This window comes from Collinsella sp. zg1085, from assembly GCF_018889955.1.
Lineage (GTDB): Bacteria > Actinomycetota > Coriobacteriia > Coriobacteriales > Coriobacteriaceae > Collinsella.
On the sequence record NZ_CP076545.1, the window covers coordinates 593,460 to 614,739 of the forward strand.

Consider the following 21,280-nt stretch of genomic DNA (forward strand, 5'->3'; position numbering starts at 1 on the left):
CTCTATAACCCAGCGGGTTAGTATTTATTTTGCGAAGCCGCAGGTAGATAAGCCGAGAGTAAGTTAACAATTGTCTCTTTATGCCAAATTCGTCAAAAATGCCAGATTTTTGCGTCAAATTAGTCATTTTTGCCAAATCGCTGGTCAGCAGTATTGCACGTGCGATTCTAGTCCAACCTCTTTTGACAGAAACGGGCAATTTGGCAGTGTAGAACCCCCGTGGGTTATTCGTTATTATGTGAACCTACAGGTAGATGACTTGCGGTTCTCCGTGACATAGGGGGTTTATTGCCAGATTGCCTATTTTTGTCAGTTTTTACTACCAGATTGCCCGTTTCTGTCAAAATTGCTCATTCAAGTTGGAGTTGTTTTGGAATCTGTTCGTGCATATGAAGAAACGAGCTGTTTTCAGGGAAGTGTTCACAGGACACAGCTTTATTGAACTGCAGTTTGCTTTAAGTACAGTAAATAGCTGAATGACCAAGGTATTGCGTTCGGAGAATTCTGCGAAGCACATTCGTAGAAAGCAATACCTTGGTCTATTTCAAGTTGAGAAACGAGTATGTTTCGCAAAGTACATGTTCTCAAGGAAACTCTCAGGAAGAGTGCTTCCCTTGAAGTAGGTATTCCGCTTTTGCCTTGTAAGAGCTTCAACCCCAACCTTTTCATCTTATACGCACTGCTTGTGCATGGCGGGGTGTGGGGTAAGCTGAGTGTATAAATAGGTCTTTACTGTAAGAGGGGACGAATGATTGCGTTCGGAGAATTGTTGCGTAGCACATTCGGAGAGCACAATCATTCGTCCCGTTGAGATGGAGCTACTGTACAAAGCAGGTGATATAGGGCTTCTACATAGGGGTGGCATAGCTTTTCTAAGGGAACTTTCGCGTAGCGCAGTTCCCGTGAAAAGACTATGCCACCTTAGAGACGTGCAAATCACTCGTCCAATCGGTGAAGCAAAAGTCTCTGCCGCCCCATATGCTTACGAACCATTCGCCCAGCTTAGACGATGAAAAGACTACGCCGCCCCATAGGCTTGCAATTCATTCGCTCAGTTGGCGTAATTGAAACAACTTAAAGCGAAACCAGTGCAGCAACCACGGCTTACCCCACACCGCGCCTTTAGGAAACAAGCAGCGGCGTATACCTTCATGTTAGAATGCCCACCAGATTATCTCACGGTAAAAGGAGCTTACATGTCATCTCGCCCGTCTGCTGCTCATTGCATACCCTATAAAGCTGTTATTTTTGATATGGACGGTGTTTTGGTTGACACCGAGTGCTTCTATGCCGAAGCGCTCGTTACTTACGGACAAGATCATGGGCTCAATATCACACGCGAAGAGACCTTTAGCCTTGTGGGAGCCTCGTATCAGGTATTTCGTTCTTGTCTACAGCGTTGGTGGGCAGAAGTTGGTCGCGTGATGAGCGAAGACGAGGCGGTAGAGTCATATCTCACATGGGAGCGCGCACACGGAATCGATTATGCGTCTCTGTTAAACCCTGGTGTCGTTGAAACACTTGAATATCTACAGCGGGCGGGTATTCGGCTTGCACTTGCGTCGTCGTCGCCTATGGTAAATATCAAGCATGTTCTGAGTGTGTGTAAGCTCGAGCACTATTTTGAAGTGATTGTTTCAGGCGAACAATTCGAGGAGAGCAAGCCCAATCCCCAGATTTATTTGCATACTCTTGAGCAGCTTGGCTTGCCGGCTCTGGAGTGTTGCTGCGTTGAAGATTCAGAAGTTGGTATTGCGGCTGGTAAAGCAGCGGGTCTGACCGTTTTTGCTAAGCGAGAAGAGCGTTTTGGTTTTTCGCAGGCAGCAGCTGACCATATCATCGATAGTGTTTTTGACTTGGTTGCCGTTTAAGCTACTGGCGAGATTATTGTTTGAATGGTTGCCGTCCTATTGTTTTAACCGCTGTTAAACCTCGTTACGGGATTGCAATTTAGGTAAAGCTAAACCCAAGCTCGCCCGTGTTCTACCCATCGTTGTGTACGCAGTGCGCCTGCAAGTTCCCGACCTAAGAAAGAAGTATCCATGGCTGAAGATACACCTGCATCAAAGCTGCTGCCCATCTTGGGTGAAGAAGGTCTTGCGCGTCTTGAGGCAGCCCGGATACTCGTGCTGGGTGTTGGCGGTGTTGGTTCAAACTGTGCTGAGGCTCTAGCGCGTGCGCGCGTGGGCACAATTGCGCTTGTAGATGCCGATGTGGTGTCATTGAGCAATATCAATAGACAGGCAATTGCTTTTTTGAGCACGCAAGGCAAGGCAAAGGTTGATGTTATGGCTTCAATGATTCACGACATCAATCCTGATGCAAACGTAATGTGCTACCAGATTCGGCTTTCATCAGAAAACACGGCGGCAAGCTTGGCGCAAATCTTTGCAGATTTGGGTAGCACACCGCATATGGTGGTCGATGCCATTGATACCATTTCGGTTAAATTGACGCTTGCTGAGCTGGCGCAAACGCATGGGTTTCAGCTGATAAGCAGTATGGGTGGCGCTCATAAGCTCTATCCAGAATGTCTGCGTATTGCCGACATTCATGAAACTAAAAACTGTCGTCTGTCTCGTATTATGCGCAAGGAATGTCGCAAGCGCGGTATTCGTCATTTACAGGTTTTGTATTCTTGCGAACAAGCTAAACCAGCAACTGCCGTGCCTGGTACCGAGCGCCGTGAGCGAAGCGGCATGGGAACTGTTTCGTATATGCCACCCATTATGGGTCAGATGATTGCTGGACATGTCATTCGCCAGGTGACCGGTGTTGGCTCTGGAGAGGCGCCGCTTGAGCCGCCTTTCTTACGCGTACCATTTCCGCCAGCTTCTCTTGATATTGACGTAACACCTCAGGTAGATGAGGCATCTACTCCTGCGTTTGTCCACACAGCTGACCATATAACCAAAACCATACAATAGAAAGCGCATTGATGTATCGCTTCGTTGATATGCATTGTCACCTAGACCGTATTGCGCACGCGACGCAGGTGGCCGCTGCTTTGCAAGAGCAGGATATTGCTGTTTTTTGTACTCCAGTAACACCAGAGGAGAGTTTGTGCGCACAACATCAATTTGAACATGAGCTGCATATACGGGTTGGTGTTGGTATGCATCCCTGGTGGATTGAGGCGGGTAAAAAAGGGGAGAATCTTGCGCGTATAGCAGGGCAACTGGCAGCTACATCTCCATTTGTGGGTGAGATTGGACTTGACGCGGGTCCGGCACACCTTGCAAGCTATGATACTCAGCTATCCGCTTTTTGCAGCATATGCGAGGCCATGCACGCTCATCCGCTCTCGCATCGGGTGTTGAGTATCCATGCGGTAAAGGCGGCTCATCTCGTACTTGACACGCTTGAACACTACGGTTTGTTGTCGCACGCGGGGCTTGCCCCTATCTTTCACTGGTTCTCAGGAACAAGCGATGACCTTGTTCGCATTCGCCGAGCTGGTGCATATATTTCGGTCAATAAACGTATGTTAGTCACCAAGCGGGGTCGTGAATATGCGCGTGTCATGCCGTTGTCGCAGCTTTTGCTTGAAACCGATGCGCCTCCACAGCTTGATAAAGCCTATGCTGCAAAAGACATTCAAGCTGACCTTGAGACAGCCCTTGATATGCTTACAGACTTGCGGCAAGAACCACGCGCTCGTATTGAGCGCCAAACGAGTGAGACTGGCATCATGTTGTTGCAACTGTAAGCTATATGATGGCTCGTGCTGGGCAAACTACATGTTGCTTATCGCCGTATGTTGACGGTGGTCGTCTTGTGCGCTTGTCGTGGTATCATATCTATGACAGCTTATAACAGGTTTTGTGAAAGGGGATTGAACGTTTATGCATCTTAACGCTGCGTCCCCTGAGCCTCTTTACGCTCAGCTTCGAGACCTACTTCGTGAGCGTATCTTTTCGCATGACCTCAGAACTGGCGACCGTTTGCCTTCAGAAGACCAGCTCATTGAGCACTATGGGGTAAGCCGCATTACTGTGCGCCGAGCTTTGGCTGATTTGGTGGGCGAGGGCTATCTTATTAAGCATTCTGGCAAAGGGACGTTTGTCGCCTCTGAGCTTCCTCATGTAACAGGCCTGCAAAAGGTTGCTGCAAAGTTTACTCAAAATAATGATGTTCAAAGTTTTACTGAGGCCTGTGCTGCTAATGGTCAACGTGCTGGAGCTAAGCTCATTTCTTGTACTGAGCTTCTGGGCTTTGACGAGGAGCGGGATTTTTTTGGCTTTGGCTCTGAGGGCATGCTTATTTGCGTTAAGCGTGTCCGATGTGCAAATGATGTGCCGGTCATGGTAGAAGAAAACTATTTTGCTACTCAGCCCTATCATTTTTTGCTATCGGCAGATTTTGATGATACCTCACTGTTTCGGCTTATTCGAGAAGCAGGCTTTGGTGAGCCTATGCTTAGAGAGCCGTGTCAACTTGATATTGAAAAGGCAAGTGCAACATCAGCCCAGCTACTTGAGGTACCTGTCTCTGAGCCACTATTTTGCCTGCGTGGTCGCTATTTTGACCAAAGCGGTCAGGCTATGTATCTAGGCAATCAACATATTGTTGGCTCGCGCTACACCTTTAGAATCTAGCAGCTAATCCCACGAGCTTTCGCTGTGCATTCTTCCCAGATAAGAGCCTGATATTGGCAACTGTTACAACGTGTATATAGCTTACTGTCACATTTTCTTTATTAAGCCGCGCCAAGGCCGCTAAGGCGCGCAAGCCTCACACTTGCTACCAGCAAAAACTACCGTACACCCATAAATTTCTACCGTTTACGGTATTTCTGTTATATAACAATATATGATAGGCTATAACAGCTTATAATAACTTGTGCCATAACAACAAGTGAGACACAGCGCTGAAAACGTGTTTGATAAGCGCTCATGCACAGAAAGGTAGGAACGTTAGATGATTAAGCTTTTGCGTGTTGACCATCGTTTGCTTCATGGACAGGTTGCGCTTTCGTGGAAAAACGCGCTCGATATTGACTGTATTCTTATTGCGCATGATGGCGTTCCTGCCGATTCTCTTCGCAAACAAGCCATCAAACTTGCACGTCCGGCAGATACTAAGCTCGTTATTAAAACAGTCGAGGATTCTATTGATGCAATCAACAGTGGGGTCACTGAAAAATACCGGTTGCTTATTGTTGTTGAATCTATTACGGACGCTGCACGTTTGTGTCGCGCGTGCGCTATTCAGTGGGTAAATCTAGGGGGTACTACGGTGCGCCCCGGAACACGCGCTATCTCAAAAGCAGTAAACGTAACTGAAGATGAGGCGCAAACTATTCGCGAGCTTGCGCACGAGGGTGTTCATGTTGAAATTCAGATGGTTCCATCTGACCCAGTACGTGATGCGCTTCATGCTCTCTAAAGCTTTAAGCGCACGCCATATTCGCTCAGGTAATGAGGCAACGCCCTTAAGAGCTGCATGTAGGGTCTGGCATGACAAAACAACGACCGTACAGCAACTAGTAAAGAAACAACCACCACAACTATCACAGCAACAACCGCAACAACCACCACAAGGTATCCGGTGCGTGCAGTCGCGCGCATGTCATAGAGCAGAAAGGAGCCGTGCATTATGATTGTCCAAGCGATTCTCTTGGGTCTGGTCGCTATGCTTGGCAACGCAGAGTATCTTCTAGGTACTTCCTGTTTGTCCCGTCCGTTGGTGATGGGTACACTCACCGGTTTGGTTATGGGAGACCTAACCACCGGTGTAACAATTGGGTCTACGCTTGAGCTGGCCTTTATGGGTTCGTTCTCAATTGGTGCCAGTATTCCTCCCGAGATGATTTCGGGCACGGTGTTGGGAACAGCCTTTACCATTTCAACTGGCTCAGGTTTGGAAACCGCTATCACCATCGGCCTTCCGGTGGCATCGTTGGTGCTCATTGTTAAAAATGTTGGTATGGTTTTTGTTTTACCGCCGTTTGTGCATCGCGCTGATGTTTATGCTGCACGCGGGGACGCAAAAGGTATAGCACGCATGCATTATCTAGGTGGTTTTCTTGGTGTAAACCTGATTATTGGCCTGTGTGTTGCATTGGGCTTTTATGCAGGTGGCCCTGCGGTTCAGGCATTGCTTGATGCTATTCCTGAGTGGGTTTCAAATGGGCTAAAGATTACTATGGGTTTGCTGCCGGCTATCGGTTTTGCCTTGCTGCTTAAGATGATTATGAATAAGGCTGTTGCTTGCTTCTTTATCTGTGGCTTTGCCCTTGCAAGCTATTTGCATATCCCTACAACTGGTGTAGCAATTTTTGGCGCGGTTACAGCCGTTGTTCTGAGTCAAATTCACCATCAGCTCAACCAAGTTCCTGTATTAGATGGAGGTATAGACGATGACGACGAAGATTTCTAAAGACGGCATCGAGGAAACACCGTCTTTAGTGGCAGCTCATCATAAACTTACGCGTGCTGACCTTAATCGGGTGGCGCTTCGCTCGTGTGGTCTTGAGTGGGACTGGAATTATGAGCGGCAAATGAATATGGGTTTTTGCTACTGCATGTTGCCTGTTATTGAAAAGCTATATGACACACCTGAGGACCGCTCGATTGCTATGCAACGTCATATGGAGTTCTTTAATACCACGCCGCATCTGGCAACGCTCATCTTTGGTATTACCGCTGCTATGGAAGAGCAAAATGCGGCTGATGCGGCCTTTGATACCGAAAGCATCAATAACGTTAAAATCTCGCTCATGGGTCCTTTGGCAGGCATCGGAGACTCCTTTATCTGGGGTACTTTGCGCATTATTGCTACCGGTGTAGGTGTTAGCTTAGCTGCACAGGGCAATGTTTTGGGGCCTCTGCTCTTTTTGTTGCTGTTTAATATTCCTGCTCAGGGTCTACGCTTTTGGCTGATGCACGTGGGCTATAAGCTGGGTAGCGGGTTCTTGCAAAAGATACAAGAGAGCGGACTTATGACTACCCTTACCTATGGGGCGTCGGTTTTAGGTCTGATGGTAATTGGCTCCATGACGGCAGAAAACGTTTCTATAACGGTGCCGTTGACTATTGGCTCAGGAGATGCTGTGACAAGTTTGGGTGAAATTGTCAACACGATTATGCCGGGGCTCTTGCCGTTATCGTTTACCTTGCTTTTGTATTGGCTTGTGAGCAAAAAGCAGGTAAAGACAACAACGCTGTTAGTTGTGCTTGTTGGTATTGGTTTGGTGGGCTCATACTTTGGCATATTAGCTGCAGAATAGGGCTGTTTTAACTATGCGGGTGCTGGCGATAAATACCGGATACATTGTCGCGGCATCTGAAATGAGATTATATACAGGTGAAAGGACTCTTTTCGTGAGTGAATTAATGTTGTTTGATGAGGCGAAAAAGCGTGCGGGCTACAAAGGCGTATTGGCGCTGCGGCCACAGATTGAAGCATGTGTTGATAGGCTGGTAGAGCGAGGTTATAGCAACATCTGTTGGCTGGGTATTGGCGGCACCTGGGCAAGTGCGCTTCAGGTTGTTGTACACATGAAAGAACACTCTGCACTCGAGACATGGGCAGAAAATGCGGCTGAGTTTGTTGCAACGGGCAACCGCCGCCTGAATGCTCAGACGGTGGTTGTTATTTCGTCGGTTACAGGGTCAACACCTGAGGTCATTGAAGCCATTCATAAGGTTAAAAGCTGTGGCGCTTACATACTTGGCTTTATAGATAAGGCCGATTCAGAGCTTGCTCGCCTAGTTGACACGTGTATCACCTTTGATGGGGGAGAGCAGCTGAAATTCTTTATGGTGGCTGATCGCTTTATGGCTCACGCGGGCGAAATTGACCACTACGCTGCCCTATATGCTGAGCTTGATGAGCATTTGGCTGATGCACTTATCAAGGTTGAATATGCTGCTGATGCATTTGCTGCCAAGTTTGCTACTGCACACGCAGATGATGACCTGCATTATTTTATTGGTGCGGGTAATCAGTGGGGTGCAACATATTCCTATGCTATGTGCTACTGGGAAGAGCAGTTTTGGATTAAGACCAAAAGTATCACTGCAGCCGAGTTTTTCCACGGTACCTTAGAGATTATTACCCGTGATACACCTGTGACGCTCTATATAGGGGAGGATAGTCAGCGTGCGCTTGCTGAGCGCGTAGCTGCCTTTGTACCGCGCATCTGTGCAAACCTTACCGTTATTGACACCCGTGATTATGAGCTTGCGGGTATTTCGGATGAGTTTCGCGGTGATATTTCTCATTTGGTTATGCATGCAATCAATGACCGCATCGACGCGCATTTAGAGATTGCTACACGCCATCCTATGGACATTCGCCGGTATTATCGCTGTTTGCCCTACTAGGGTAGCTGTTGATATTGCACGTATGGGCTAGATAACTTGACCCTGTCAGCAGCTATGCGGGCAGGGTTTTTGTTAGAAGGGAATTTAGGTCTTGGACACCGAACGCTTCACCATGGGTGACTATATTGATGCATCAATAGAGCTTGCGTATAACAATTTGCACCGTATGCCAGAGCTATTGGAGCCGCTGCTTGCATGTTGCACCAAGCAACTACGGCGTATTTGCATCGTGGCCTCAGGGTCGTCGTATAACGCTGCCCAGATTGCGCTGCCCTTCATGCAAGCCTGTCTGCCTAACTATGAGCTGAGGGTAATACCACCGTTTAGCTTTGTACACTATGAGCTTTCTTGGCGCAATACAGCTCGTGATGATGAGTTGATACTCGTGCTGTCACAAAGCGGGCTTTCAACAAATGCCCTTGAGGCGCTTGATGCACTTGCACAAGCCGGGTTACCAACGCTGTGCATCACGGCAAACCCGCAGGCAGATGTTATGCGTCATGCAAAGACCGTTATCGACTACGGTGCTGGCGAAGAGCTGGTGGGCTATGTAACTAAGGGCGTGTGTTTGTTAAGCGTCTATCTTATGAGTTTTGCAGCTGTGTTGGCTCATCAAGATGAGCGCTTAGCAGATATTTATCAAGCGCTTGAGGTAGCAGATGTGCTTCGTTTGTCGAGCTATGATTTTGTTGATGCGCACCTTTTAGAGTTAACAAATATGCAGGTAGCTTATGTGATGGGGGCAGGCCCCACGTGGGGTGTTGCACTTGAAGGAGCGCTTAAAATTGGTGAGACCGTACATGTTCCTAGCCCAAGCTTTGAGCTTGAAGAGTTTATTCATGGACCCAATTTGCAGCTTATACCAAGCTACCACTGCTTATTTTTTGACCCAGGCGATACAAGTTCCAAGCGGGTTACACAGATTTGGCAAGCAAGTTCTGAGGTTACCAAGTACGCCTACCTTTTGACCCCTCATAGAGAGCTTGCTGGGCATACACAGGTGTTGGTGGCGCCTTTGAGCTTTGATGCTCGCTGTGCCTCGCTCGTATATTTGCCCTTTGTTCAGGTGTTGAGTTATCGGGTGAGTGAGGCGCGAGGCGGCACCTTACAACATCCGCTTCTGCGCAAATTTAAGAAGGTAGCAGCAGCAAAAACAGAGCACTTTATCAATTTTGACATGGATGATTAGATGTGTTTTGAGCGAGAAGCTTAGTCCTGCGGGTGTGCCTTTTGTTTGCACGGCAGTTGCGCGAGAGCTTATATAGATTGGCGAAGCTTGCATTTCAGGTGCAGATTGTAGAGGCGTATAGACGCAGTGTAGTGTAATCTGCGACGATGATGGCATACGTTTTTTGGATATCTGTATTGAGGAGTATACATGGCAGAGTTTATCTACCAAATGTATCAGGCGCGTAAGGCTCATGGCGATAAGGTTATTCTCGATGATGTGACCTTGAGCTTTTACCCCGGTGCCAAAATTGGTGTTGTTGGCCCTAACGGCATGGGAAAATCAACCCTGCTCAAAATCATGGCGGGCATTGAAGAGGTTTCAAATGGGGATGCACGCCTGACACCTGGCTATACCGTTGGTATTCTTCAACAAGAGCCACCGCTAAAAGAAGATGCAACCGTGCTAGAAAATGTACGCATGGCCTTTGGTGAGCTCATGGCAAAGGTTGAGCGTTTTAATGAAATTGGCAACCTTATGGCTGAGCCTGATGCCGATTTTGATGCGCTGATGAATGAAATGGGCATATTACAAGACGAGATTGATGCAGCTGACGGCTGGGATATTGATTCTAAGCTTTCAGTTGCTATGGATGCTTTGCAGCTCCCCGACTCTGATATGTTGGTATCAGTGCTTTCAGGCGGCGAGCGCCGTCGTGTGGCGCTTTGTCGGCTGTTGCTTGAAGCCCCTGATTTATTGCTGCTTGACGAGCCAACCAACCATTTAGACGCAGAAAGCGTACTTTGGCTTGAACACTTCCTCAAAAACTATCCTGGTGCAGTACTTGCGGTGACGCATGATCGGTATTTCTTAGACCATGTTGCTGAGTGGATTTGCGAGGTTGACCGTGGGCATCTCTATCCGTATAAGGGTAACTATTCAACCTATCTTGATACCAAGGCAGCTCGTTTAGCGGCGCAAGGACAACGCGATGAGCGTCTGGCAAAACGTTTGGCAGACGAGTTGGATTGGGTGCGTTCGAGCCCCAAGGCTCGCCAAGCGAAGAATAAGGCACGTTTAGCGCGCTATGAACAGATGGAAGCTGAAGCTCGTGCAAGTCAGCGCGTAGAGACGAGTGCTATTCGCATTCCGGTGGGTCCTCGTCTAGGTGCAAAGGTGCTTGAGGCACGACATGTGCATAAAGAATTTGATGGGCGGGTGCTCATTGATGATTTATCGTTCACGTTGCCGCGTGCTGGCATTGTAGGCATCATTGGACCTAATGGTGTGGGAAAGACCACGCTATTTAAGACCATTGTTGGGCTTGAGCCGCTCAGTTCAGGTGAGCTTGAGCTTGGTGAAACCGTAACGCTTTCTTACGTTGATCAAAACCGCTCAGGTATTGACGCTGATAAAACGCTTTGGGAAGTGGTTTCGGACGGTTTGGACGTCATGCAGGTAGGAGAGAGTGAGGTTTCCAGCCGTGCCTATGTAGCGAGTTTTGGCTTTAAGGGTTCTGACCAGCAGAAACGCGCAGGCGTACTCTCGGGTGGTGAGCGTAATCGTCTTAATCTGGCGCTTACCTTAAAACAGGGCGGCAACTTGCTGTTGTTAGACGAGCCCACCAACGATTTGGATGTTGAGACCCTGTCTTCACTTGAGGGCGCCTTGCTTGAGTTCCCAGGCTGCTCGCTTGTTATTAGCCACGATCGCATGTTTTTAGACCGTGTTGCCACTCATATTCTGGCTTGGGAAGGAACCGAGGAGAATCCGGGTATCTGGTATTGGTTTGAAGGCAACTTTGAGGCGTATCAGGAAAACCGTATTGCGCGTCTCGGTGAAGATGCCGCTCGTCCACGTCGTATTCGCCGCAAGTTAACCCGCGACTAGTATAGGCGGTGGCTTGGTGCATATTCTCGTGTCAAGCCACCGTGAATGATATAGCTTAGCTGCATGCGCGAGCAGATTTACGCAACCATTTGCCTAGCGTATTACGCATAAGAAACCCAGCATAGCACTATTGTGTATGCTGGGTTTAACAGACAAAGCCGCAAAAGCCCTATCGTAAAGCTTCTAACGTGATGATAGAAAACACGCGCCAACTATTGCTCAGACACAAGCGAATAGCAGGTACTGGTATAACTACCTTACCTCACCATTAGTCTCAATGACCTTTTGATACCAATAGAATGAGTCTTTTCTCTGACGCGATAAATCACCGGTTCCGTCGTCGAATTTATTCACGTAGATAAAACCGTAACGCTTAGCCATCTCACCTGTTGATGCACTGACCAAATCGATGCAGCCCCATGGTGTATAGCCAATCAAATCAACACCGTCTTTAACCGCCTCTTCCATTTGCTCAATATGGCTGCGGAGATAATCAATGCGATAGTCATCATGGATGCTGCCATCAGCTTCAACAGTGTCATATGCTCCAAGGCCATTTTCTACAACCATGATTGGCAATCCGTAACGTGCATAAATCTCGTTCAGACTGTAGCGAAGTCCAACGGGGTCAATTTGCCATCCCCAGTCAGAAGCTTTTAGATAGGGATTAGCATAGCCGCCTAGAAGGTTTCCACCTGCAGTTTCTACGCCTTCTTTAACAGTGATGCAGTTGCTCATGTAATAGCTAAACGTATACAAATCAACGGTACCAGCCTTGAGAATATCCAAATCTCCCTCATGAATATCGAGCTTAATACCATGCTCCTCAAAGTAACGTTTTGCATAAAACGGATATGCTCCCCGAACCTGAACGTCGGAGCAGAACCAGTTATGCATATTCATATTTTGCTGGTTTGCAACAATATCCTCAGGCGCTGGCGTCAGCGGATAGGATGTGGCAAAAAGTGACATATTGCCCATGACAAAGTTCGGGTAGTGATCGTGAGCATATTTGACTACCTTAGCTGATGCTAAGAACATATGATGAAGCGCCTGGAAACGCTCCTGCTTATTATCAGGAACTTCTGTAACGCGTCCCTCAAAGCCCTGTACCGTGCCAGCATTAAGAACAGCACCCATAGGCATAACGCTTGAGTTGATTTCGTTAAAGGTGAGCCAATACGTTACCTTGTCTTTGTAGCGTTCAAAGATAACGTGGCAGTACGTTTCAAACAGAGCAACCAACTTACGCGATGCCCAGCCGTTATATTTTTCTACCAGCGCATAGGGGAGCTCGTAGTGCGAAATAGTTACAAGTGGCTCGATATTATGCTTTTGCAGGCAATCAAAAACGCGGTCGTAGAACTCGAGACCCTTCTCATTTGGTGTATCTTCTTCACCTGTTGGAAAAATTCGAGTCCAGTTGATAGACATGCGAAAGGTCTTAAAACCCATCTCGGCAAATAGGGCAATATCCTCTTCATATCGATGGTAAAAATCAATAGCCTCATGGCTTGGATACAGCGTGTTTTCTTTAATGCTCGTGGTAATGCGCTTAGGAGAATCAACGGTACCGTTGGTGCACATATCGGGCACCGATGGACCTTTCCCGTCTACATCCCATGCGCCTTCAAATTGATTAGCAGCGGTAGCGCCGCCCCATAAAAAGTTGTCTTTAAAAGCTGACATCAGTTAGAACCTTCCTATTTTTCTTCGGGTTTATACAGTATGAAGCTTGCAACAAATCCAACAACAATTGCAATAACGAGTGCTACAACGCCGTTAATGAAATTGGCGTTACCCTCTCCACCAATCATTTGCAAGAGAGACAAAGCAGATGGAGACGTGCCCATGCTGTAGGCAGCAAGATGAACTATTCCTGCATAAAGACCTGACGCGCCTGCGCCAATCATACCAGCGTAGAGTACCTGGCGAGATTTCATAGCTACACCGTAGAGGGCTGGCTCGGTTACACCTGCAACAACAGCAGAAATGCCTGAGGCCACTGCCTCCGATTTAACATTTTTGTCTTTGTTTTTGAATGCAACCGCTAAGGTTGCAGCGCCGATTGCTACGTTATAGGCAAACATCGTAATAATCAGGATTGAATCGTAGCCGAGTTCTGCTAAAGAAATGGTTGCAATAGGAACCAACGCCCAATGCATGCCTGTCATAACAATGAAGGGCATAAATATAGAAAGCAGGGTAATGGTTAACCAACCAGCCTGACTGTAGAGGTAGTTAACTCCCATTGATAAATAATTTCCCAAAATAGAACCGATAGGACCTACCGCAACAAGTGCAATGGGGATGGCTATAAAAATAACAATCATGGGCTTCATAAAGGATTTGAGTACTGTTGGACTTACCTTATCTGCAAAGCGCTCAAGATAATACATAATGGGCACCATTAAGAGTATGGGCAGAACAGAAGAGCTGTATGTGACCGCAGTTACCGGCAGGCCAAAAAACGTGGTATTTCCCTCTGCAAACAGTCCAACTAAGTTGGGGTGGATGAGCAAGCCAGCAACAATCATGGTGATATACGGATTGTTGCCCAAGTATTGAGAAGCAGAAATGGCTAAGAATACCGGCAAGAAGTAGAAGAATACATCGCCTGCTGCCGCAAGAATAACCGCCGTACTATCGGAGGGGTTAATAAGTCCAAAGGTTGTGAGCAAGGTCATAATAACCTTAATCATTCCTCCGCCCAGCATTGCTGGCATTAAGGGAGACATTGATGCTGCAACAAACCCAAATATGCGACTGATAATAGGCTCTTTTGTGGTGGATTCTGCCTGGGTGCTCGATTGTGCTCCTGGGTCATTTTTTATATGAATTTCATTAAAAACATGCTCAACATCATTTCCAATAACCACTTGGTATTGACCACCGCTGCGAAGCACTTGCAAAACACCATCAATGTTAGCGACATCATCATCATTTGGAATGCTGTCATCTTTTAAAACAAACCGAAGTCTTGTCGTACAGTGGTTTAGATAAGAGACGTTCTCTTCTCCACCGACAGCCTCAACAATGGTATCGGCTATTTTCTTAAAGTCTTTTGCCATCGCATACACCTCCGTGTGAGCGGATTTATAGATACAGGCTTATTGTATGAACAAATAATTCTGAGTAAAGTTCAGGTTACATCAGTTAATTTTGAAGAAACGTACTGGTACCTACCTGTATACGACCGATGACTCCATCAATATGCAGAACTGTTTTATGCAAGATGGATTCCTTTTTATACTTCTTAAAATTAGGTAGCGTAAGGTGTGTCTTGTCATGTATTTGGTTAAGAGTGGAGACCTGCGTTGCGATGCGCTTTCAAGCATTTTGTACGATAGATGCTGTGCGTAGCGCAGAATAAGCTGGATACTACTCCTTGCGTGAAAGAAAGACCGCCGTTTCGATGTGATAGGTCTGCGGAAATAAATCAACAGGTGTGATGGACTCAACGGTATAGGTGCCCTCGTCCTCAATGCGGCGCAGGTCGCGAGCTAGTGTTGCTGGGTCACAAGAAACATAGGTAAAAGCACGGGCGCCGCTGCGGGCAATGAGTTTAATAGCCTCAGGCTTTAGACCGGCGCGGGGCGGATCAACTACCAAAACATCCGCTTCTTCATCAGGAAACTCGCGTACGGCATCGCCGCCAATAACATCTACGTTATCAAGTTTTGCTATCTCAAGATTGCGCCTCAAATCGCGCACGGCTGGACCGTAGGCTTCAACAGCTGCTACAAATTCTGCGCGTCGTGCAAGGGGGAGTGTGAATGTTCCCGCTCCGCAATACAGGTCAAGAGCGGTTTCATGAGGCTGAACCTTAAGTCCGTCCATGACGGTGTCTATAAGAATCTCAGCGGCAGCTGTGTTGACCTGAAAAAACGATGGTGCTGATAGACGCATCGTTTCAGAGCCAATACGCTCTGTCCAAGAACCCTCTCCGCTCAGCGCTTCTACACCTTGTACTCGCCGCGCTTTGTTTTCTCCTTTACTCATAACGCGAACAATACTTGTTGTTCGTACTGCGTCAGACAACACGCGTGCAACTTGCGCTCTCGGAAACGCTCCGGTAGGTGTCCATAAGGCAATCTCTAAGGCTTTGGTGCGCCGTGATGCACGAATGCCTACCCGCTCAAGCTGCAAGTCTCGGGAGTTACCCAAATATTGAAGCGCTCCTACAACTGCCTTGACAGATTTTGCTGCCGAGGCTTCAAACAAGGGCCAGCTGTTTATAGGAATAATCTCTGGTGAGTTGATTGCATGCATGCCCAATTTGAGCTTCCCGCCTATTGTGGTAGGGGAGAGTTCGATTTTATTGCGGTAGCCCCATGCATCTTTTGCGAATTTAATGGGCTGCAGGCGCGCATTAACCCAATCAGGCGAAAAGGCTCCAATACGGGTCAAAGTGCTTATTAGGTTATTACGCTTTGCCGCATGCTGCGCCGAGCGGCTCAAACAGCCCCACGGTGCGCCTCCACACAGTAGGATTTCAGGAGCACACGCCGAAACACGATAAGGTGATGGTTCGAGAATCTCACGCACTTCGGCACGGGCAAACCGCGGCCCATCCTCAAGTAGATGTACGTCTACGGTGTCGCCAATTAAGCCCCTCATTACAAAGACAGCTTTTCCGTCGGGCATATGTGCTAAGCCTTCAGGTCCATATACCATAGATTCAATGGAAAGCTGCATATCGCTCCTTCGGGGTTGTAATCGTTATAGCTAGTGTAGCGGTATGTAGTTTCTCATGTTGCGCATGCTCTTCAACACTATATGTGAATTTGAATAGAACTATCATCAGTATACAGATAAGGATAAAACAAACGTCCTATACGTGTTACTGATAGATTAAACAGCCAAGTGCAAAAGTTCTGCATAAGATGGGAAAACCTTACGAATTTATCTTTACCACAGCAGGGGAAATACAAGATTATCCACACCTATCCAAGAATTATATTGGGCTATATATGCATAAAAATTATAATATTGTGCATAAAATCACACCCAATATGCCAGAGAGAAATTTGTGGTTTTATACAAAAAGTTATTAAATCCATTCATTTATGTATAGAGATTCTATGAATTTCAAAATTAAGAAAGAGCCAAAAATATAAAAAAGTACATGTAAACGCTTTATTACATTGAAGTAAGCTTCTTCAAACTTATTACAAAACTACCGTTCCCCTCTGTTTTCATACCGTTTACCCGTCTCGTACATTTTTTCTTGAAAATTGTATATAACTATAGATGTCCTAAATGACTCTTGAGAAGAGTCAAGGTTTTCATTCGGGGTCAGAATTCCCGATTTGAGAAAGAAAGGTAGGAGGCTATGACCAAAGGTTTGCACGTCCCATCAGAAATTGGGGCACTCAAGAAGGTCTGTCTACACCGTCCAGGCGAGGAGCTGCTCAATCTTCCCCCCTTTGAGCTTGAGCGCTTGCTGTTTGACGACGTACCCTTCCTTGAGGTAGCTCAGGAAGAGCACGACGCATTTGCCAACATTTTGCGTGGTGAGGGCGTTGAGGTAGTTTACCTTGAGAAGCTCGTTGCTGAGGTCTTTGATACGGTTCCGGGTGCTCGCGCAGAGTTCCTTGACCAGTACATCGCAGAGGCTGGTATCAAGGGCCAGCTTATGCCTCAGGTTGTTCGTGAGAAGCTTGAGTCCATTACGGACAACTACGAGTTTGTCATGAAGACCATGGCTGGCCTTACCAAGGCTGAGATTGATATGCCGCTTGTTTCTTCTCAGACCCTTGACTCCATTGTTAACTCTGAGAGCGAGTCTGACCTCATTATCGATCCAATGCCTAACCTCTACTTCACGCGTGACCCGTTTGCTGTAGTTGGCAATGGCGTTTGCTTGAACCGTATGTATTCGGTAACCCGTAACCGTGAGACGCTCTACGGCAAGTACATCTTCAAGTATCACCCTGATTACAAGGATGTATCCCTTTACTTCCGTCGTGACGCTGCCTTCCACACCGAGGGTGGAGACGTGCTCAATATCAATGAGAAGACGCTCGCCGTTGGTATTTCTCAGCGCACGCAAGCTGCTGCAATTGATGTCATGGCTCAAAACATCTTCTGGAACTCTGACTCCAAGATTGAGCGCATCCTTGCGTTTAACATTCCAAACAACCGCGCAATGATGCACCTCGACACCGTCTTTACTCAGATTGATGTTGATAAGTTCACCATTCATCCAGCAATCATGGGTACCCTGCAAGTCTTTGAACTCACGCCGGGCAAGACCGCTGGTGACATTCAGATTAAAGAACTCAACGATACTCTTGAGCACATCCTTGAAGACGCTACGGGCGTTGATCAGATTAAGCTTATTCCATGCGGTGGTGGCGATCCTATCGCAGCTGCACGCGAGCAGTGGAACGACGGCTCCAACACCTTGGCTGTTGCGCCTGGTAAGATTTGCGTCTATGCACGCAACACCGTTACCAATGACGTTCTGTACAAAGAAGGTCTTGAACTGCTCGTTTGTCCGTCCGCCGAACTCTCACGCGGTCGTGGTGGCCCGCGCTGCATGAGCATGCCGTTCTGGCGTGAGGACCTCTAAGTTAAACTGGTATAGACGGCGCACTCTGTGTGGTGTGCCGTCTTACCCTTGAGGGGCGTGTGTGCCCCTTTGAGCTGTAAAGCTCGTATGCACGGAAACCTTATGTGAAAGGAACAAACATGGGTGTAAATCTCTCAGGCCGTAGTTTTTTGAGACTGCTCGACTTCTCCACCGAGGAGATTGAGTATTTGCTGAATCTCTCGCGTGACTTTAAGAATTTGAAGCGCACGGGCACCCCTCATCGCTATCTTGAGGGCAAAAATATTGTTCTGCTGTTCCAAAAGACTTCAACCCGCACACGCTGCGCGTTTGAGGTTGGCGGCATGGACCTCGGCATGGGTGTAACCTATCTTGACCCCGGTTCATCACAGATGGGCAAGAAGGAGTCCATTGAGGACACTGCTCGCGTTTTGGGTCGCATGTATGATGGTATTGAGTTCCGCGGCTTCGATCAGGAAGACGTAGATGAACTTGCTGATAAGGCAGGTGTTCCTGTTTGGAACGGCTTGACCGACCTGTGGCATCCCACTCAGATGCTTGCTGACATTTTGACTGTTCAGGAGAACTTCAACTACAACATCAAGGGTAAGACCTTGGTATTTATGGGCGATGCAAAGAATAACGTTGCTCGTTCCCTTATGGTTGTATGCGCCAAGCTTGGTATGAACTTTGTGGCCTGCGGTCCAAAGGAGTGCATGCCGGCTGACGATGTTATCGAGGCTTGCAAGCCGATTGCTGAGGAGAATGGCTGCACCATTACCCTTACCGAGGACACCGAAGCCGCATGCCGCGGTGCACACGTCATCTACACCGACGTTTGGGTATCCATGGGTGAGCCTGACGAGGTATGGACCGAGCGCATCAAGCTTCTCGAGCCCTATCGCGTTACCAAGGAGCTTATGGCTCTCGCTGATTCTGAGGCTATCTTCCTGCACTGCCTGCCTGCATTCCATGACACCAACACCACTACCGGCAAAGACATTGCTGAGAAGTTTGGCGTTACTGAGATGGAAGTTGAGGACGTTGTCTTCGAGTCCAAGCAGTCCAAGGTCTTTGATGAGGCAGAGAACCGCATGCACACCATCAAGGCTGTTATGTACGCAACGCTAAAATAAGTTTCAAAATGAAGAGAGCGCCCTGCCCGGCGCTCTTTTTGGTACGCTTTTATTTGGTACCTTTCCTCATCTGTCATTCCTATAGGTATGCACGGATTTAGGGCTGTAGGTGGGGACTAAGACAAAGAAGGGAGGATGAGAACCATGTCAGAAACCACTAAGAAAAAGCGTGGAATGCTGTCGTCGTTCACTATTCTTCTCATCCTGTTGGCACTTGTTGCCATCATTACTGTAATCGTTTCGGGTATGGCGCCTGGTGAAGTCACAGCTGCAAGCTTCCCTGACTTCTTCACGGCACCGGTTAAGGGCTTTTCAGATGCATTGCCGGTGTGCCTCTTCGTGCTCATCTTGGGCGGCTTCCTCGGCATGATGACCGAGACTGGTGCCCTAGATAACGGCATTGCCGTACTCGTGAAAAAGCTCAAGGGCAACGAAATCATCATGATTCCTATTTTGATGTCTTTGTTTGCTTTGGGTGGTTCAACCTATGGTATGTGCGAGGAGACAGTACCATTTTATGCACTGCTTGCTGCCACTATGATGGCTGCTGGCTTTGACCCCATGGTTGGTGCTGCTACCGTTTTGCTGGGTGCAGGCGTTGGCTGCTTGGGTTCTACGGTTAACCCCTTTGCTGTGGGCGCTGCCGTTGATGCACTAAGTTCTAAGGGCATTGTTGTCAATCAGGGCATCATTATTGTTCTGGGTGCAATTTTGACCGTTGTATCTTTGCTCATCGCAATTTTCTTTGTTATGAGCTACGCCAAGAAGGTTAAGGCTGATAAGGGTTCAACCATTCTGTCGCTTCAAGAGCAAAAGGATGCCGAGGAGGCTCACGGTCAAGCTGCTGCTGAGGCAACTAAGGACGTTTCTTTGACTGGTCGTCAGAAGGGCGTTCTTTGGGTCTTTGTTCTTACTTTCGTAGTGATGATTGTTGGCTTTATTCCGCTGGGCGATTTGAGCAAAGGTGCTGCTGACTTCTTCAATGCTGGCCACGCATCACAAGAGGTAACAACAGAGGTAACCGGTGCAGACCTGCAAAAAGTTTATGAGAAAAAGACAGATTCCACGCTTTCATTTGCTGATGAGAAGCTGGCTGATGAGACTGTAGCCACCGCTACAGCTGATGAGACCACCTCACTGGGCTGGAGCTCCTACATTACTGGTAATCCGCTGGGTACCTGGTACTTTGATGAGGCCTCCACGTGGTTCTTTATTATGGCCATTGTGATTGGTATTGTGGGTGGTCTGTCTGAGAAGCAGATTGTTAACACCTTCATTGCTGGTGCAGCTGACATGATGAGTGTTGTGCTAATTATCGCTTTGGCACGCGGTGTTTCTGTACTCATGGCTTCCACCGGTCTTGACCAGTTTGTTTTGGAAAGTGCCGCAGATGCACTCTCAGGTCTTTCTGGCATTGTCTTTGCTCCTATGAGCTATGTGGTGTACTTCTTGCTGAGCTTCCTCATTCCATCAACTTCTGGTATGGCTACGGTATCCATGCCTATCATGGGTCCTTTGGCCACCAAGCTTGGTTTCTCGCCCGAGGTTATGGTTATGATTTTCTCGGCAGCCTCTGGTGCGGTGAACCTCTTCACTCCAACCTCTGGTGCAATTATGGGCGGCCTTGCGCTTGCTCGTATTGAGTGGACTACCTGGCTTAAGTTTGCACTCAAGATTATTGCCTGCATCGCAATTGCCTCTGTCGTCATTTTGACGATTGCCATGATGGTGATTGCTGCTGCATAAGTAGGATTTCATCCTGCGTCCCGCCGGCGCGCATCCGGTGCGGACAGCCTCTTTGCCCTCTCTCGTTCCGTGCACGGGGGAGGGCATTTTTGTTCTACACTCGTATCTAGTAATCATTTAAATTAAAAAAGTGAATTAAAAGCCTGTATTAAACCGTTTATCGCGAAAAAGATACCATTTACCGATACGCTAATACAAATTGAAGATTACTCAGGAGTTTTTGATACATTTTAAGCTGTCTTTTAGGCATAGTGTATTGATTGAATTGGAGGAGTCATGAAGCGGCTTTCTACGTTAAACATTAGATGCTACGGAAGATATGTCTCAAGATGAAGCTGCATCTTTCATTTTGAAGAATCAAGGAACAATTTATGTTGATGTTTTAGGAGAAGATTTTAAAACGGTGGTCGATAAACTTCCCGTTGAATATGCTTTTGCAGATGAAGTGATGTAA

18 protein-coding genes are annotated in these 21,280 nt (G+C 47.5%); 14 read left to right on the top strand and 4 right to left on the bottom strand.

Going from position 1 to position 21,280, the window contains the following annotated elements; genetic code table 11:
* Positions 1 to 1,196: 1,196 nt before the first annotated feature.
* The 5 genes from KPC83_RS02460 to KPC83_RS02480 all read left to right on the top strand — a co-directional run bounded on the left by KPC83_RS02460 (position 1,197) and on the right by KPC83_RS02480 (position 5,388).
* A complete protein-coding gene (locus KPC83_RS02460) occupies positions 1,197 to 1,871 on the top strand; it encodes an HAD family phosphatase (RefSeq protein ID WP_216278988.1) in 675 nt (224 codons plus the stop codon).
* Between the two features lie 171 nt (positions 1,872 to 2,042).
* Positions 2,043 to 2,927, top strand: coding sequence for a ThiF family adenylyltransferase (locus tag KPC83_RS02465; RefSeq protein WP_216278989.1), 885 nt, complete (start codon positions 2,043 to 2,045; stop codon positions 2,925 to 2,927).
* 11 nt (positions 2,928 to 2,938) lie between these two features.
* Positions 2,939 to 3,709, top strand: a complete 771-nt coding sequence (locus tag KPC83_RS02470) for a TatD family hydrolase (protein WP_216278990.1) — start codon at positions 2,939 to 2,941, stop codon at positions 3,707 to 3,709.
* Between the two features lie 136 nt (positions 3,710 to 3,845).
* Entirely contained in the window at positions 3,846 to 4,598 is a 753-nt protein-coding gene (locus KPC83_RS02475) for a GntR family transcriptional regulator (protein ID WP_216278991.1), read from the top strand.
* A 322-nt stretch (positions 4,599 to 4,920) separates the two neighbouring features.
* Entirely contained in the window at positions 4,921 to 5,388 is a 468-nt protein-coding gene (locus KPC83_RS02480) for a PTS sugar transporter subunit IIB (protein WP_216278992.1), read from the top strand.
* Here the strand turns inward: KPC83_RS02480 and KPC83_RS02485 are convergent.
* Positions 5,385 to 5,597, bottom strand: a complete 213-nt coding sequence (locus KPC83_RS02485; protein WP_216278993.1) for a hypothetical protein — start codon at positions 5,595 to 5,597, stop codon at positions 5,385 to 5,387. The genes KPC83_RS02480 and KPC83_RS02485 overlap by 4 nt on opposite strands.
* Before the next feature lies 1 nt (position 5,598).
* On the opposite strand from KPC83_RS02485, the gene KPC83_RS02490 reads away from it, so the two are divergent.
* From KPC83_RS02490 to ettA, 5 genes are all read left to right on the top strand, one after another.
* On the top strand, positions 5,599 to 6,381 hold the full coding sequence (locus KPC83_RS02490; protein ID WP_216278994.1) for a PTS sugar transporter subunit IIC: 783 nt from the start codon (positions 5,599 to 5,601) through the stop codon (positions 6,379 to 6,381).
* On the top strand, positions 6,362 to 7,231 hold the full coding sequence (locus KPC83_RS02495; RefSeq protein ID WP_216278995.1) for a PTS system mannose/fructose/sorbose family transporter subunit IID: 870 nt from the start codon (positions 6,362 to 6,364) through the stop codon (positions 7,229 to 7,231). Before KPC83_RS02490 ends, KPC83_RS02495 begins: the two co-directional genes overlap by 20 nt.
* Before the next feature lie 94 nt (positions 7,232 to 7,325).
* Positions 7,326 to 8,330: an SIS domain-containing protein gene (locus KPC83_RS02500; RefSeq protein ID WP_253200989.1), complete on the top strand. Its 1,005-nt coding sequence runs from the start codon at positions 7,326 to 7,328 to the stop codon at positions 8,328 to 8,330.
* A gap of 91 nt (positions 8,331 to 8,421) precedes the next feature.
* Positions 8,422 to 9,519: an SIS domain-containing protein gene (locus KPC83_RS02505; RefSeq protein WP_216278996.1), complete on the top strand. Its 1,098-nt coding sequence runs from the start codon at positions 8,422 to 8,424 to the stop codon at positions 9,517 to 9,519.
* Positions 9,520 to 9,708: 189 nt separating this feature from the next.
* Positions 9,709 to 11,388 (top strand): energy-dependent translational throttle protein EttA, encoded by a 1,680-nt coding sequence (ettA, locus tag KPC83_RS02510; RefSeq protein ID WP_216278997.1) that lies wholly within the window; start codon positions 9,709 to 9,711, stop codon positions 11,386 to 11,388.
* Between the two features lie 252 nt (positions 11,389 to 11,640).
* Here ettA and KPC83_RS02515 read toward each other — a convergent pair whose 3' ends face one another.
* The 3 genes from KPC83_RS02515 to rlmD form a co-directional block, all read right to left on the bottom strand.
* Complete coding sequence (locus KPC83_RS02515) at positions 11,641 to 13,077, bottom strand: glycoside hydrolase family 1 protein (RefSeq protein WP_216278998.1); 1,437 nt, start codon at positions 13,075 to 13,077, stop codon at positions 11,641 to 11,643.
* 14 nt (positions 13,078 to 13,091) lie between these two features.
* Positions 13,092 to 14,459, bottom strand: coding sequence for a PTS transporter subunit EIIC (locus KPC83_RS02520; RefSeq protein WP_216279235.1), 1,368 nt, complete (start codon positions 14,457 to 14,459; stop codon positions 13,092 to 13,094).
* 310 nt (positions 14,460 to 14,769) lie between these two features.
* Complete coding sequence (rlmD, locus tag KPC83_RS02525) at positions 14,770 to 16,086, bottom strand: 23S rRNA (uracil(1939)-C(5))-methyltransferase RlmD (protein WP_216278999.1); 1,317 nt, start codon at positions 16,084 to 16,086, stop codon at positions 14,770 to 14,772.
* 637 nt (positions 16,087 to 16,723) lie between these two features.
* Here rlmD and arcA point away from each other — a divergent pair.
* The 4 genes from arcA (at position 16,724) to KPC83_RS07235 (ending at position 21,280) form a co-directional block, all read left to right on the top strand.
* Positions 16,724 to 17,965 (top strand): arginine deiminase, encoded by a 1,242-nt coding sequence (arcA, locus tag KPC83_RS02530; protein WP_216279000.1) that lies wholly within the window; start codon positions 16,724 to 16,726, stop codon positions 17,963 to 17,965.
* Between the two features lie 119 nt (positions 17,966 to 18,084).
* Positions 18,085 to 19,080 carry an ornithine carbamoyltransferase gene (gene argF, locus KPC83_RS02535; protein WP_216279001.1) on the top strand — a complete coding sequence of 332 codons (996 nt, stop codon included), beginning with the start codon at positions 18,085 to 18,087 and terminating at the stop codon, positions 19,078 to 19,080.
* A 144-nt stretch (positions 19,081 to 19,224) separates the two neighbouring features.
* Positions 19,225 to 20,826, top strand: coding sequence for a YfcC family protein (locus KPC83_RS02540; protein ID WP_216279002.1), 1,602 nt, complete (start codon positions 19,225 to 19,227; stop codon positions 20,824 to 20,826).
* A 319-nt stretch (positions 20,827 to 21,145) separates the two neighbouring features.
* A complete protein-coding gene (locus tag KPC83_RS07235) occupies positions 21,146 to 21,280 on the top strand; it encodes a hypothetical protein (RefSeq protein WP_256441478.1) in 135 nt (44 codons plus the stop codon).

Coding starts and splice junctions, on each gene's coding strand:
- KPC83_RS02465 (WP_216278989.1), top strand. CDS start 2,043: ATGGCTGAAGATACACCTGCATCAAAGCTGCTGCCCATCTTGGGTGAA.
- KPC83_RS02490 (WP_216278994.1), top strand. CDS start 5,599: ATGATTGTCCAAGCGATTCTCTTGGGTCTGGTCGCTATGCTTGGCAAC.
- KPC83_RS02460 (WP_216278988.1), top strand. CDS start 1,197: ATGTCATCTCGCCCGTCTGCTGCTCATTGCATACCCTATAAAGCTGTT.
- KPC83_RS02495 (WP_216278995.1), top strand. CDS start 6,362: ATGACGACGAAGATTTCTAAAGACGGCATCGAGGAAACACCGTCTTTA.
- KPC83_RS02540 (WP_216279002.1), top strand. CDS start 19,225: ATGTCAGAAACCACTAAGAAAAAGCGTGGAATGCTGTCGTCGTTCACT.
- argF (WP_216279001.1), top strand. CDS start 18,085: ATGGGTGTAAATCTCTCAGGCCGTAGTTTTTTGAGACTGCTCGACTTC.
- KPC83_RS02475 (WP_216278991.1), top strand. CDS start 3,846: ATGCATCTTAACGCTGCGTCCCCTGAGCCTCTTTACGCTCAGCTTCGA.
- KPC83_RS02480 (WP_216278992.1), top strand. CDS start 4,921: ATGATTAAGCTTTTGCGTGTTGACCATCGTTTGCTTCATGGACAGGTT.
- KPC83_RS02520 (WP_216279235.1), bottom strand. CDS start 14,459: ATGGCAAAAGACTTTAAGAAAATAGCCGATACCATTGTTGAGGCTGTC.
- KPC83_RS02485 (WP_216278993.1), bottom strand. CDS start 5,597: ATGCACGGCTCCTTTCTGCTCTATGACATGCGCGCGACTGCACGCACC.
- KPC83_RS02515 (WP_216278998.1), bottom strand. CDS start 13,077: ATGTCAGCTTTTAAAGACAACTTTTTATGGGGCGGCGCTACCGCTGCT.
- ettA (WP_216278997.1), top strand. CDS start 9,709: ATGGCAGAGTTTATCTACCAAATGTATCAGGCGCGTAAGGCTCATGGC.
- KPC83_RS07235 (WP_256441478.1), top strand. CDS start 21,146: ATGTCTCAAGATGAAGCTGCATCTTTCATTTTGAAGAATCAAGGAACA.
- rlmD (WP_216278999.1), bottom strand. CDS start 16,086: ATGCAGCTTTCCATTGAATCTATGGTATATGGACCTGAAGGCTTAGCA.
- arcA (WP_216279000.1), top strand. CDS start 16,724: ATGACCAAAGGTTTGCACGTCCCATCAGAAATTGGGGCACTCAAGAAG.
- KPC83_RS02470 (WP_216278990.1), top strand. CDS start 2,939: ATGTATCGCTTCGTTGATATGCATTGTCACCTAGACCGTATTGCGCAC.